The organism is Roseibacterium elongatum DSM 19469 (assembly GCF_000590925.1).
Taxonomy (GTDB): domain Bacteria; phylum Pseudomonadota; class Alphaproteobacteria; order Rhodobacterales; family Rhodobacteraceae; genus Roseibacterium; species Roseibacterium elongatum.
Window position 1 is genome coordinate 1791843 of sequence record NZ_CP004372.1, and the last position, 12629, is coordinate 1804471.

The window sequence follows — 12629 nt, forward strand, 5'->3', positions numbered from 1 at the left end:
CACTTGCGGCATAACCCCCACCCATGACCGAGCCTGATCCCACCCTGCGTCCTGGCCCTCTGCCCGAGGATGCCGACCGCGCCCTGCGCCCGCAGACGCTGAACGACTTCATCGGTCAGGAAGAGGCGCGCGCGAACCTGCGCGTCTTCATCGAAAGCGCGCGGCGGCGGGGCGAGGCGATGGACCATGTCCTGTTCCACGGCCCGCCGGGGCTGGGCAAGACGACGCTGGCGCAGATCATGGCGCGCGAGTTGGGCGTGAATTTCCGCATGACATCGGGGCCGGTGCTGGCCAAGGCGGGGGATCTGGCGGCGATCCTGACCAATCTCGAGGCACGCGACGTGCTGTTCATCGACGAGATCCACCGCCTGAACCCGGCGGTCGAAGAGGTGCTGTATCCTGCGCTGGAAGATTTCGAACTCGACCTCGTGATCGGTGAGGGGCCGGCGGCGCGCACCGTGCGGATCGAATTGCAGCCCTTCACGCTGGTGGGGGCGACGACAAGGCTGGGGCTGCTGACCACGCCGCTGCGCGACCGGTTCGGCATCCCGACGCGGCTGAATTTCTACACCCATGCCGAGCTGGATCACATCGTGGCGCGTGGCGCGCGGCTCGCCGGGCTGGAGTCCGAGCCGGCCGGCACCGCCGAGATCGCGCGCCGGGCCCGCGGCACCCCGCGCATCGCCGGGCGCCTGCTGCGCCGCGTGATCGATTTTTGCGCTGGTCGAGGGCGATGGGCGGCTGACGCGCGCCATCGCCGACCGCGCCTTGACGCGGCTGGGTGTCGATACGCTGGGTCTGGACGGGGCGGATCGTCGATATCTTGGCCTGATTGCGGAAAACTACGGCGGCGGGCCGGTGGGGATCGAAACGGTTGCCGCCGCCCTGGCCGAGCCGCGCGACGCGCTGGAAGAGGTGATCGAACCCTTCCTGTTGCAACAGGGCCTGATTGCCCGCACGCCGCGCGGCCGGATGCTGGCGCACAAAGGGTGGACGCATCTGGGTCTCGCCCCGCCCAAGCCGCCGGGTCAGGGCGATCTGTTCTGAGCGGTGCAGGATTTCTCGAGAAATCCTGTCCGGAAAACTCGAGTTTTCCGCGTTTTCGCAAGCGAAAACGCTGGCTCCTCTTGACCCTTTAAGCCTGACGCGATTGACCCTGTTGCCCATGACCGATGCAACACTCGACCCGCTGTCGCCCCCCGAGATCGAGGCGCTGTTCACCCGCGCCGATGGCCAGTATTTGTTCGCCCGCTGGGGGCGGCCCATCGTGCCCGTCGTCTTCGGCGTCGAGGATCAGACCGTCTCGATTCTGAAAGGCGCGATCGAGGCCGTCGTCGCCTTGGCCGGGCACAAGATGGCCGAGACCGACCCGGAATTGGGCGCGAACCTGATGGTCTTTTTCATCCGCGACTGGTCGGAACTGGTCGAAACACCCAACCTCGACCGCTTGTTGCCCGATCTGCCCGGTATCGTGGCGCGCCTGCAAGACGCGGACGCGAACCAGTACCGATCGTTTCGGTTCGATGAAGCCGGGGGCATCAAGGCCGCGTTCGTTTTCATCTGCATGGATGAGGCCATGTCGGCGGTCCCGGCCGAAACCATCGCCCTCAGCCAGGTGGTGCAAACGATCCTGCTGTGGTCCGACACGGCGTTTCTCGGGACGTCGCCACTGGCCGTGGTGCAAAAGGACGGCCCCGCCGTCCTGAAACCGCAGATCGCCGATGTGATCCGCGCGGCCTATGATCCGGTCATGCCGGTGGCTGCGACCGATCCGCCCCACGCCTTGCGACTGGCCGCAAGACTGCCGCGCCCCTCTTGAACGGGGCCGGGATCGGGGGCATGTCGAGCTCATGATCCATCGCCACCCGATCCGCGTGTATTACGAAGACACCGACCTTGCCGGGATCGTCTATTACGCCAACTACCTGAAATTCCTTGAACGCGGCCGGTCCGAGATGGTGCGCGCGGCCGGGATCAGCCAGGTCGAGATGAAGGCGCAGGGGTTGGTCTTTGCCGTCCGACGGGTCGAGGCCGACTATCTGCGGCCGGCGCATTTCGAGGATCTGTTGAGCGTCGAGACGCGCATGGGGCCGCTCAAGGGGGCCAGTTTTGACATGCCGCAGCGTGTGTTGCGCGGCGACGAGGTGCTGCTGGAGGCCGTCACCAAGGTCGTGGTGCTGAACGCGGCGGGGCGGGCGACGCGCCTTCCGGCGGATATTCGCGCAAAACTCATCGCGATTGCGGCGGATGACGGCGAATAAAGCAGAAGTGTTCGCCAAGCCCCTTACAAACTGGTAAACTGTTGCCCTAATGAGGCGCTGAAAACAGCGTCCGAGACCGTTTGGGGCCGGGCAGAGGAAGATTTAAGCCATCATGGAAACAGAAACGCTCGCGTTGGCGCAGGAGGCGGATTTCACGCTGATCGCGCTGTTTTTCCGCGCGTCCTTTATCGTGCAGCTTGTGATGATCGCCTTGATCGCGGCGTCGGTCTGGCTGTGGGCGATCACCTTCTCGAAGATCGCGATGTATCGCCGGGCGCGGGCCAATGCGGCGGCCTTCGACGCCGCGTTCTGGTCGGGCGAACCGCTGGACGAGCTTTACGACCAGGTGGCCGATGCGCCGGCCAGCGCGTCCGAACGCGTCTTCGTGGCCGGCATGACCGAATGGCGGCGATCCCTGCGCGATGACGGGGCGTTGATCCCGGGCGTGCAGCAGCGCGTGGACCGGTCGATGGATGTCGCCATCTCGCGCGAAGCGGAGCGGCTGACCAGCGGCCTGACCTTTCTGGCGACCACCGGCGCAACGGCCCCCTTCGTGGGCCTGTTCGGCACGGTCTGGGGCATCATGCGGTCGTTTCAGGAAATCGCGATTTCCGGCAACACATCCCTCGCGGTCGTGGCGCCCGGTATCGCCGAGGCCTTGCTGGCCACGGGGCTTGGGCTGCTGGCCGCGATCCCGGCCGTGATCCTCTACAACAAGCTGTCGAATGACGCCGAAGCGCTTGTGGCGACCTACGAGGGCTTCGCCGACGAGTTTTCGACCCTTCTGTCGCGGCAGCTCGACTGATGGGGGCGTCTGTCGGACATAATGCAGGGCCGCGCCGTCGGCGGGGGCGGGCGCGGCGCGTGGCCAGCCGCCCCATGTCCGAGATCAACGTCACCCCCTTCGTGGACGTGATGCTGGTGCTGTTGATCGTCTTCATGGTCTCGGCGCCGCTGATGACCGTGGGCGTGCCCATCGACCTGCCCGACACCTCGGCCGAGGCGCTGCCGTCAGAGGATGAAGAACCCCTGACCGTGACGCTGGCCCCCGATGGCACCGTGCTGATACAGACCACCGAGGTGGCGCAGTCGGAACTGGTGGCACGCCTGCAGGCCATCGCGTCGGAACGCGACAGCCCGCGCGTTTTCCTGCGGGCCGACGGGTCGATCCCCTATGAGCGCGTGATGACGATCATGGGCGCGCTGAACGCCGGCGGGTTCCGCGAGATCGGGCTGGTGACGGATTCCGGCGGGCCGCGCCTCGACGGGTCCGGGGAGTGACGGGGCCATGCGCCGGTCGCTCTATGCTTCGACGGCGATCCACGTTGCGATCCTGCTATGGGTCGCAATCGGGGGGAACCTGCTGCGCAGCACGCCTGAGACCGAGTTTCAGGTGACCGGCGTGACCCTGTTGTCCACCGCCGAGTTCGAGGCGTTGACGCAAGGCACCGTGCCCACGCCGGTGGCGATCGAAACCATCGCCCAGCCCGAGGCCGAGGACCAGGCCGCCGCCCCCGAACCGCTGGCCCCCGAACAGGCCCCGCCGCCCCGTGCGCGGCCCGAGGAAAGCGCCGCCCCCGCACCCGAGACCGCGCCCGAGCCGGTCCCACCCGCGCCGCAGGCCGAGGTGACCGACGAGGTCGCCGCACTGCCGGTGCCGTCCGGCGCTCCGGACCTGCCCCCCAGCGACACGCCCACCCCGCGCGAAGCCCCGCGTGTCGCCCCCGTACCCGCCCCGGCCCCCGAGCCCGGTGTCGAGACCGCGCCCGAGGTGCTGGATCAACCCGTCTCGCCCGACATCAGCGCCGCCCCGTCCGACGAGGCGGTCCAGACCGCGCCCGAAGAGGCGACAACCGAGATCGTGACCGAGGCCGAAGACCCCGCGGGCGGCCCCGTTGCGCCGACCGCCTCGCCGCGGCCCACGGCCCGGCCCGCGCGCCCCGCGCCGGTCGATGTCGCCACGGATGCGCCCACGCCCGAGCCGGACCCCGAGGACACCGCGCCCGCCGCCGACGACCCGCTGGCCGATGCCATCGCCAGCGCCGTGGCCGAGGCCGTCGAGGCGCCACCGCCCGCCGCGCCCTCGGGGCCGCCGCTGAGCCAGGGGGTGCGCGACGGCTTCCGCATCGCCGTGCAGGCCTGCTGGAACGTGGGTGCGCTCTCGACCGAGGCGTTGGGCACGACCGTCGTCGTCGGGTTCGACATGGCACGCGACGGTCGCCCGGAAACGGGCAGCATACGCCTGATCGAGTTTTCCGGCGGCTCGTCGGCCGCCGCGCAACAGGCCTACGAGGCCGCCCGGCGCGCCATCATCCGCTGCGGCACCAACGGCTATGACCTGCCCGAGGAAAGCTATGACCGCTGGCAGCAGGTCGAACTGGTTTTCAACCCCGAGGGGATGCGCCTGAGATGACCCGTTGCGGGAATCGCCATATCCTCAGTCCAGACGCCGCCCCAGCGGCAGGAGGTCCATTGTGTTCAGAGTATTGAAGACGCTTGTCGCGGTTGCGCTGTTGGCGGCACTGCCCCTGTCGGCCAGCGCGCAGAACGGCCCCCTGCGGTTGGAAATCACCGAGGGCGTCATCGAACCCCTGCCGTTCGCGCTGCCGCAATTCATTGCCGAAAACGGGGCGGCGGGCGATGTGGCCGCCGATATCACCCGTGTCATCGCCGCCGATTTGCGCGGCACGGGCCTGTTTCGGCAGATCCCGCCCGATGCCTACATCTCGACCGTCACCAATTTCGCGTCGCCCGTGCAGTATGCCGATTGGCAGGCGATCAACGCGCAGGCGCTGATCACCGGCTCGGTCGAGGCGCGGGGCGATGGCACCATCGTGGTCCGTTTCCGCCTGTTCGACGTGTTCTCGCAGGCGCCCCTGGGCGAGGGGTTGCAGTTTTCCGGCAGTGTCGAAAGCTGGCGTCGCATGGCCCATACCGTCGCCGATCAGGTCTATGAACGCATCACGGGCGAAACGGGATATTTCGACACGCGCGTGGTCTTCATCCACGAGGAGGGTCCGAAAAATGCCCGCCTCAAGCGGCTGGCGATCATGGATTACGATGGCGCGAACGTGCAGTTCCTGACCGACAGCCGCAGCCTCGTGCTTGCGCCGCGTTTCTCGCCACAGGGCGATCGCATCCTGTATACCAGCTACGAAGGCGGCACGCCGCAGGTCTATATCATGGACGTGGCCACCGTCACGCGCCGCCCGCTCGAGGCGATCCCGGCGGGCAACATGACCTTTTCGCCGCGGTTCTCGCCCGATGGCACGCAGGTGGTGTTCTCGCTCGAACAGGGGGGCAACACCGATATCTACATGCTGGACCTTGCCACAGGCACGCGCCGACAGTTGACCAACGCCCCCTCGATCGAAACCGCGCCCAGCTTTTCGCCCGATGGCAGCCGGATCGTGTTCGAGTCCGACCGCTCGGGCACGCAGCAGATCTACGTGATGAGCGCCAATGGCGGCGAGGCGACCCGCATCAGCCAGGGCTCGGGGCGCTATGGCACGCCCGTCTGGTCGCCGCGCGGCGACTACATCGCCTTCACCAAGCAGGAGGGCGGGCGCTTTCACATCGGCGTGATGCGCATCGACGGGGCCGAGGAACGGCTGCTGACCGCCAGTTTTCTGGACGAGGGCCCGACATGGGCGCCGAACGGGCGTGTCATCATGTTCACCCGCGAAACGGCGGGGGCCAATGGCGCACCGGCGGTCTATTCCGTCGATATTTCGGGGCGCAACCTGCAACGGGTCGCGACCCCCGGCATGGCCTCCGACCCGGCGTGGTCGCCGCTCTTGCGCTGATCGTCACCATCATGGACGGGGCCGCGCGCCCCGTGATACCTTTCCTCAAAACACGAACCCCGAGGACCCGAGCCAAATGACCCCGATCCTGACATCCCGTTTCGCCGCGCGCACCGCCCTGGTGGCCGCCGCCCTGTCGCTGGCCGCCTGTTCGCAGGGCGGGCTTGGCGGAGATGACGCCATCGAATTGCGCGGCGGCGGCGCCGGCGGCACCGGCGCGGCCTCGGACCCGCGCAGCCCGGCCTATTTCAACACCGTCGTCGGTGACCGTGTGTTGTTCGAGGTGGACCAGTCCACGCTGACGGCGGCGGCGCGGGCCACCCTGGATGCGCAGGTGCGCTGGCTGCGCGACAACCCCGAATACGACGCCCTGATCGAGGGGCACGCCGATGAGCAGGGCACGCGGGAATACAACCTCGCCCTCGGGGCGCGCCGCGCCTCGGCGGTGCGGGACTACCTGGTGTCGCAGGGTATTCCGGATGCCCGGCTGCGCACCATCAGCTATGGCAAGGAGCGCCCGCTCGAGATCTGTTCCGAGGAAGCCTGCTATCGCCAGAACCGTCGCGCGGTGACGGTCATTTCGGCCGGGCCTGGGGTCTGACCGGATGCGCCGCACGCTGATCGCTGCCGCCATGGCCATGGCCTTGCCCGGCCTCGCTCCGGCGCAGAGCGCCGAAACCCTGGCCGATATCCGGCAGGAACTGTCGGTGCTCTATGTCGAGTTGCAGAGGCTGGGTCGCGAGTTGAACACGACCGGCGGCGCAAGCGGCAGCGGCGCAAGCGGCCCCGCCTTGGTGCGGATGGACGCGATCGAGGCTGAATTGCGGCGGCTGACCGCCCTGACCGAAGAGTTGCAGCTGCGCATCAACCGGGTCGTGACCGATGGCACGAACCGCGTCGGCGATCTGGAGTTTCGCCTGTGCGAACTGGAGCCCGATTGCGACATCGCCAGCCTGGGCGATACGCCGAACCTGGGCGGGGTCGAGGTGCCGGCGACCGGCGGCGGCGGTCTTGCGCCCGGTACCGGCGCGGCCGGCGGCAGTGGTCAGCAACTGGCCGTGGCCGAGCAGGACGATTTCGACCGGGCGCGCGCGGCCTTCGAGGCGGGCGATTACGCCGAGGCCGCGACCGCCTTCGAAAGCTTCACCCAGACCTATCCCGGTGGGCCGCTCTCGGCCGAGGCGCATTTCCTGCGTGGCGAGGCCGAGGCCGCGCAAGATGCGTGGAATCAGGCCGCGCGCGCCTATCTCGACAGTTTCACCGCGGCCCCCGAGGGGCAGCGCGCGCCCGAGGCGCTGACGCGGCTGGGCATTGCGCTGGGGCGTCTGGGTCAGGCCGAAGAGGCATGCGTGACCCTGGGCGAAGTGGCGATCCGCTATCCCAACTCACCGGCCGTGGCGCAGGCGCAATCCGAGATGTCGCGCCTTGGGTGTTTGTGACCGACACCTCCCTTCAAGATCGCTTCGCCGCGCGCATGGGGCAGCTTCTGGGGCCTGAGTTTCCGGCGCAGATCGGTCTGGCCGTGTCGGGTGGTGGCGATTCCATGGCGATGCTGACGCTGGCGCATAACTGGACCCGCGACTGGGGTGTGCGGTTGCGGGTGGTGACGGTCGATCACGGTTTGCGCCCCGAAAGTGCCGCCGAGGTCGAGATGGTCGCCCGCGAATGCGCCGCACTCGGCTGGCCCCATGACACGCTGCGCTGGCATGGCTGGGACGGTCAGGGAAACCTGCAGGATGCAGCCCGGCGCGCGCGCCTGGCCTTGATCGACGCCTGGCGCGGCGAGATGGCCCATATCCTCTTTGCGCACACCCTCGATGACCAGGCGGAAACCGTCCTGATGCGGCTGAAACGCGGCTCGGGCGTCGATGGTCTGTCGGGCATGGCCGAAACGCGGCGCCTGTCCTCGGGCATGGTGGTGCTGCGCCCGCTGCTGCGGGAACGGCGCGAGGACCTGCGCCACTACCTGACAACGCTCAAGGGGCACTGGGTCGAAGACCCGTCAAACGCGGATCCGAGGTTCGATCGCGTGCGGACGCGGCAGGTGCTGGCGCTGTTGTCGGACTATGGCCTGACGCCCGAGGGCTTGGTTGAAACCGCGTCGCGCATGGCGCGCGCGCGGACGGCGTTGATGCGCCGGACCGGCGAGGCGGCCGCGCGGATCGTGACCGAGGGCGCGGTGGACGGCCGTCCGACCGGCGATCTGTGGATCGCGCGGGACGGGTTTGCCGCGCTCGACCGTGAAACGCAGTTGCGGCTGCTGGCCGCGGGTCTGGGCTGGATCGCGAGCGCGTCTTACCGCCCGCGTGCTACGGCGCTCGAGGCCGTTCTGGACCGGGCGCTGGCCGGGGGCGGCGGCACGTTGGGTGGCTGCGAGCTGCGTGTATCGAAAACCCATCTGCATCTGTTTCGCGAGTTCAAGGCGGTGGCCACGCTCTCGACCCCGGCCGTGTCGGGCGCGCTGTGGGACACGCGGTGGCGGCTGGCCGCGTCCTACCCCGGATTGACGCTGCGCGCGCTGGGGCCGGATGGCTGGGGACAGCTGGGCGAGACGGCGAAAACCGGTGCGTGCTTTGCGGCGGCGCGCAGCCTTCCGGCCCTGTTCGACGATGCCGGGCTTGTGAGCTGCCCCGTACTCGGGCATGGTAACCCTGCAGAAGTGGCCTTTGGGCCTGTCGGCGGCCCATTTGCCGCAGGGTTCATTCCGCATTGAAGTCAGCGCCTCTGCCTCTATCTTATGTGGCAACGCGGGTGCGGTGTTCCCCCGTCACCGAATTTGAGGAGATTCCCTTTGGGCAACGCGCGAAATATCGCATTCTGGGTCATCCTGTTCCTGTTGATCCTTGCCTTGTTCAACCTGTTCTCGGGCGGCCAGTCGCAGATGAATGCGCGCGGCGTGGCCTATTCCGACTTCGTGCAGCAGGTCGAAAACGGCCAGGTGCAGTCGGCCACGCTGGATGGCGAAAACATCCAGTTCACCACCGCCGATGGCAGCTTTGGCACCGTGGCGCCGGCGGATGCACAGACGACCGAAGTGCTGCTTGAAAACGATGTCCGCATAGAGGCACAGCCGCAGGAGCAGTCGGGCTTCCTCAGCGTGCTGTCGCTGTGGCTGCCGGTTCTGGTGCTGATCGGCATCTGGATCTTCTTCATGAACCGGATGCAGGGCGGCGGCCGTGGCGGTGCCATGGGCTTTGGCAAATCCAAGGCCAAGCTGCTGACCGAAAAGCACGGGCGTGTGACCTTTGACGATGTCGCTGGCATCGACGAGGCCAAGGAAGAGCTGGAAGAAATCGTCGAGTTCCTGCGCAACCCGCAGAAGTTCAGCCGCCTTGGCGGCAAGATCCCGAAAGGTGCGCTGCTGGTCGGCCCTCCGGGCACGGGTAAGACGCTGCTGGCTCGCGCCATCGCGGGCGAGGCGGGCGTGCCCTTCTTCACCATCTCGGGCTCCGATTTTGTCGAGATGTTCGTCGGTGTCGGTGCGTCCCGTGTGCGCGACATGTTCGAACAGGCGAAAAAGAACGCGCCCTGTATCGTCTTCATCGACGAAATCGACGCCGTGGGCCGCTCGCGTGGCGTGGGCTATGGCGGCGGCAATGACGAACGCGAACAGACGCTGAACCAGCTTTTGGTCGAGATGGACGGGTTCGAGGCGAACGAGGGCATCATCATCGTCGCGGCCACCAACCGGCCCGACGTGCTCGACCCCGCGCTGCTGCGCCCCGGCCGGTTCGACCGCCAGGTGCAGGTGCCCAACCCCGATATTCGCGGCCGCGAGCGCATTCTGGGTGTCCACGCCCGCAAGGTGCCGCTTGGCCCCGATGTCGATCTGCGCATCATCGCGCGCGGCACGCCGGGCTTTTCCGGTGCGGACCTTGCGAACCTGGTGAACGAGGCGGCCCTGATGGCGGCCCGCGTGAACCGTCGCTTCGTCACGATGGAAGACTTCGAGAACGCCAAGGACAAGGTCATGATGGGCTCCGAACGCCGCAGCATGGTCATGACCGAGGACGAGAAGAAACTGACCGCCTATCACGAGGCCGGCCACGCCGTTGTCGGGCTGAACGTCCCCGATCACGATCCGATCCACAAGGCGACGATCATTCCGCGCGGACGGGCCCTTGGCCTCGTGCTGTCGCTGCCCGAGCGCGATCAGCTTTCGGTCAGCTACACCAAATACACGTCCAAGATCGCCATGGCGATGGGCGGGCGCGTGGCCGAGGAACTGGTCTTCGGCAAGGAAAACGTGACCAGCGGTGCCGCCAGCGACATTCAGCAAGTGTCGAAGATCGCGCGCGCGATGGTCACGCAATTCGGCTATGCCGAGGACCTGGGCTACATCGATTACGCCAACGAGCAGCAATCCTACCTGGGTGCTTATGGCGGCGGCACGAACCACAGCGAAGAGATGCAGAAGCGGATCGACGCCGAGGTGAAGAAGCTGGTCGATGAAGGCTATGAGACGGCCAAGCGCATCCTGACCGAAAAGCGCGAAGACCTCGAGCGTCTGGCTCAGGGCCTGCTGGAATACGAGACCCTGACCGGCAACGAGATCCTCAAGGTGATCAATGGCGAGCCGCTGAATCGTGGTGATGACGGCGACGACACCTCGACCGGGGGCACCCCGTCGCTGACGGCCGTTCCCAAGACGAAAAAGCCCAAGGCCGACCCCGACCCGGGGATGGAGCCCGAGCCGTCGGCCTGACCGGCGCCGCAATATGACAAGAAAAATGCCCCGGCCCATTGGACCGGGGCATTTTCTTTGGCGGCCGCCCGCGGCGGCGTCCTGCGATCAGTCGTCGGAATACTTCTTGCGGGCTTCGCTCATGCCCTTTTCCATGGCCTTCCACGCCTCCTGAAAGCCGGATTGCATTTCTTGCCAGGCCTCCATGTTGGCCTGCCCGATCTGCTCCAACTGGCTTTGGGCGGCCTTGCGCTGCTCTTCGATCTGGTCGAGCTGCGCCTTGAGATGCTCTTGCCCCTTGGCTTGCAACTTCTCGATCTCGGCCTGCATCTTCTTCACTTCCGCTTGCCAGGTTTCGAGTTGCTTCTTGGCGTTTTCTACGAATTCTTCCTGATTCATGGTCGCAATCCTCGCGTTGTGGATACCGACAACCTAACACGGCGCATTTGCTTGTGGATACGCCCGCGCCTGTAGTAACGATAGCGACCCGCAGAAAAGCCTGCGCGACCGCAGCGGCGGTTGTCGAAGCACGGGGCCGTGGGATCAGGCGAACCTCGCAGAAAGGAGCTGTCCAATTGCAAAGGCAAATCCCGTCGTCGTTTCTTGTCGCGGCCCTCATGGTGGTCGTGATCGTCGCGCAAAGCTTGCTGCGCCACGGCGTAGAGGTGACGTTCACCGAAGAACACGGCGGCATGGAACGCGCCTCGCTCTTGCTTTGGCTTTATGCTGCGGGCTTCGCGCTGTTTTCCAAAGCTTACCTGAAAGCGATGACATGGCCTCTTGCGTTGTTCTTTCTTTTGCTGGCGCTGCGTGAACTGGATTTCCACAACTGGTGGTTCGATCCGGGCCTGTTGCGCGGTGAGATCTTCTCAAGCGATGCCCCGCTTTGGCAAAAGGTGGTCAGTGCGATCGCCATGACGTCAATTCTGGGTGTGGTACTGTTTGTTGTGTTCGGCGGGTTCGGAAAGTTCTTCGCTGCGATGCGGGAAAAGCGGATTTGGCCGTGGCTTGTCGTCGCCGCATTGGTATTCGCGTTTCTCTCGACGCTCCTCGACGGGATCGGGCCCAGATTGCGGCACATCGGGATCGAGGTGAATGATGCAATGCATCTGAAAATCACGATGGGAGAAGAAGTCCTGGAATTGCTCTTCTCGCTTCTTCTGGTGTCTGCAATCATTTTCGGGGTGCACAGCCTTGCCCAATCGACCCGCAGATAGTGAAACGGTCAAGGTCCCCTCATGCCCGCACTCAAACCTACGACATACACGGCGCGCGTCGCATGGCTTGGCCAAAATGCCGATCGAGACGCCATGCTCGAAACCTCGGCCACCGGCCAGTTGCAGTTCGCGTTCGGCGGCCCGACCGAGGAGAGCCATGCCGGGCTGACCCGGCCATCCTGCAGCCGTGTCACGGCTCAGCACCCCAGGGGCACCGAAATTGCGAATGTGAGACAGGTGTCCATCCTCTCGGCCGAGGAGTTGAGCGCCATTGCCCATGACATGGGTTTGGATCGTCTTGAGCCGGAATGGTTCGGGGCCAGCATGGTGATCGCGGGGATCCCCGATTTCACGCTGATCCAGCCGTCATCCCGCTTGCAGGACGAGGCCACGGGCACCTGCCTTGTGATCGATATGGAAAACCGGCCTTGCCACCTGGTGTCAGCCGTGATCGAGCGGCAGCATCCGGGTATGGGAAAAAGGTTCAGGCCGGCGGCGCGCAACCGCCGCGGGGTGACGGCGTGGGTCGAACGGCCGGGCGCGATCACTTTGGGGGCAAGCCTGCGGTTGCATGTGCCCGATCAACCGGCGTGGCCGCATCTTGACGCCGCGCGCGGGCAGTGACAGCGCATCACAGCATCGCCAGGGCCAGTCCGGGCAG

The 12629-nt window shown here is 66.4% G+C and carries 13 protein-coding genes and 1 pseudogene; 13 read left to right on the plus strand and 1 reads right to left on the minus strand.

Features of this window, described 5'->3' with window-relative positions:
• Positions 1-23 precede the first annotated feature (23 nt).
• The 11 genes and pseudogenes from ruvB to ftsH all read left to right on the plus strand — a co-directional run bounded on the left by ruvB (position 24) and on the right by ftsH (position 10772).
• Positions 24-1047: pseudogene (gene ruvB / locus ROSELON_RS08745) on the plus strand (Holliday junction branch migration DNA helicase RuvB).
• Between the two features lie 118 nt (positions 1048-1165).
• The gene (locus ROSELON_RS08750) at positions 1166-1819 is read left to right on the plus strand and encodes a hypothetical protein (RefSeq protein WP_038650333.1); all 654 of its coding nucleotides are present in this window, start codon (positions 1166-1168) and stop codon (positions 1817-1819) included.
• Positions 1820-1850: 31 nt separating this feature from the next.
• A complete protein-coding gene (gene ybgC / locus ROSELON_RS08755; RefSeq protein WP_025312034.1) occupies positions 1851-2261 on the plus strand; it encodes a tol-pal system-associated acyl-CoA thioesterase in 411 nt (136 codons plus the stop codon).
• Between the two features lie 112 nt (positions 2262-2373).
• Positions 2374-3066, plus strand: coding sequence for a protein TolQ (gene tolQ, locus ROSELON_RS08760; protein WP_025312035.1), 693 nt, complete (start codon positions 2374-2376; stop codon positions 3064-3066).
• A complete protein-coding gene (gene tolR / locus ROSELON_RS08765; protein WP_025312036.1) occupies positions 3066-3542 on the plus strand; it encodes a protein TolR in 477 nt (158 codons plus the stop codon). The genes tolQ and tolR overlap by 1 nt, the downstream gene beginning before the upstream one ends.
• 7 nt (positions 3543-3549) lie before the next feature.
• Positions 3550-4674, plus strand: a complete 1125-nt coding sequence (locus ROSELON_RS08770) for a hypothetical protein (protein WP_025312037.1) — start codon at positions 3550-3552, stop codon at positions 4672-4674.
• Positions 4675-4732: 58 nt separating this feature from the next.
• Positions 4733-6067, plus strand: a complete 1335-nt coding sequence (tolB, locus tag ROSELON_RS08775; RefSeq protein WP_025312038.1) for a Tol-Pal system beta propeller repeat protein TolB — start codon at positions 4733-4735, stop codon at positions 6065-6067.
• A gap of 76 nt (positions 6068-6143) precedes the next feature.
• Complete coding sequence (gene pal, locus ROSELON_RS08780) at positions 6144-6668, plus strand: peptidoglycan-associated lipoprotein Pal (RefSeq protein ID WP_025312039.1); 525 nt, start codon at positions 6144-6146, stop codon at positions 6666-6668.
• A gap of 4 nt (positions 6669-6672) precedes the next feature.
• On the plus strand, positions 6673-7506 hold the full coding sequence (gene ybgF / locus ROSELON_RS08785) for a tol-pal system protein YbgF (RefSeq protein ID WP_025312040.1): 834 nt from the start codon (positions 6673-6675) through the stop codon (positions 7504-7506).
• Complete coding sequence (gene tilS / locus ROSELON_RS08790) at positions 7503-8780, plus strand: tRNA lysidine(34) synthetase TilS (protein ID WP_025312041.1); 1278 nt, start codon at positions 7503-7505, stop codon at positions 8778-8780. Before ybgF ends, tilS begins: the two co-directional genes overlap by 4 nt.
• A 78-nt stretch (positions 8781-8858) precedes the next feature.
• Positions 8859-10772 carry an ATP-dependent zinc metalloprotease FtsH gene (gene ftsH, locus ROSELON_RS08795; RefSeq protein WP_025312042.1) on the plus strand — a complete coding sequence of 638 codons (1914 nt, stop codon included), beginning with the start codon at positions 8859-8861 and terminating at the stop codon, positions 10770-10772.
• An 87-nt stretch (positions 10773-10859) separates the two neighbouring features.
• Here ftsH and ROSELON_RS08800 read toward each other — a convergent pair whose 3' ends face one another.
• The gene (locus tag ROSELON_RS08800) at positions 10860-11150 is read right to left on the minus strand and encodes a sll1863 family stress response protein (protein ID WP_025312043.1); all 291 of its coding nucleotides are present in this window, start codon (positions 11148-11150) and stop codon (positions 10860-10862) included.
• Positions 11151-11368: 218 nt separating this feature from the next.
• Here ROSELON_RS08800 and ROSELON_RS08805 point away from each other — a divergent pair, with 218 nt between their 5' ends.
• Both ROSELON_RS08805 and ROSELON_RS08810 read left to right on the plus strand, forming a co-directional pair.
• Entirely contained in the window at positions 11369-11968 is a 600-nt protein-coding gene (locus ROSELON_RS08805; protein ID WP_025312044.1) for a hypothetical protein, read from the plus strand.
• Positions 11969-12061: 93 nt separating this feature from the next.
• On the plus strand, positions 12062-12592 hold the full coding sequence (locus tag ROSELON_RS08810) for an MOSC domain-containing protein (protein WP_342665272.1): 531 nt from the start codon (positions 12062-12064) through the stop codon (positions 12590-12592).
• Positions 12593-12629 lie beyond the last annotated feature (37 nt).

What these genes read in the sequence shown, in the direction of transcription:
- ROSELON_RS08750 (WP_038650333.1), top strand. Translation starts at nt 1,166, where the DNA reads ATGACCGATGCAACACTCGACCCGCTGTCGCCCCCCGAGATCGAGGCG.
- tolQ (WP_025312035.1), top strand. Translation starts at nt 2,374, where the DNA reads ATGGAAACAGAAACGCTCGCGTTGGCGCAGGAGGCGGATTTCACGCTG.
- ROSELON_RS08800 (WP_025312043.1), bottom strand. Translation starts at nt 11,150, where the DNA reads ATGAATCAGGAAGAATTCGTAGAAAACGCCAAGAAGCAACTCGAAACC.
- ROSELON_RS08810 (WP_342665272.1), top strand. Translation starts at nt 12,062, where the DNA reads ATGCTCGAAACCTCGGCCACCGGCCAGTTGCAGTTCGCGTTCGGCGGC.
- ROSELON_RS08770 (WP_025312037.1), top strand. Translation starts at nt 3,550, where the DNA reads ATGCGCCGGTCGCTCTATGCTTCGACGGCGATCCACGTTGCGATCCTG.
- pal (WP_025312039.1), top strand. Translation starts at nt 6,144, where the DNA reads ATGACCCCGATCCTGACATCCCGTTTCGCCGCGCGCACCGCCCTGGTG.
- ybgF (WP_025312040.1), top strand. Translation starts at nt 6,673, where the DNA reads ATGCGCCGCACGCTGATCGCTGCCGCCATGGCCATGGCCTTGCCCGGC.
- tolR (WP_025312036.1), top strand. Translation starts at nt 3,066, where the DNA reads ATGGGGGCGTCTGTCGGACATAATGCAGGGCCGCGCCGTCGGCGGGGG.
- ROSELON_RS08805 (WP_025312044.1), top strand. Translation starts at nt 11,369, where the DNA reads ATGGTGGTCGTGATCGTCGCGCAAAGCTTGCTGCGCCACGGCGTAGAG.
- ybgC (WP_025312034.1), top strand. Translation starts at nt 1,851, where the DNA reads ATGATCCATCGCCACCCGATCCGCGTGTATTACGAAGACACCGACCTT.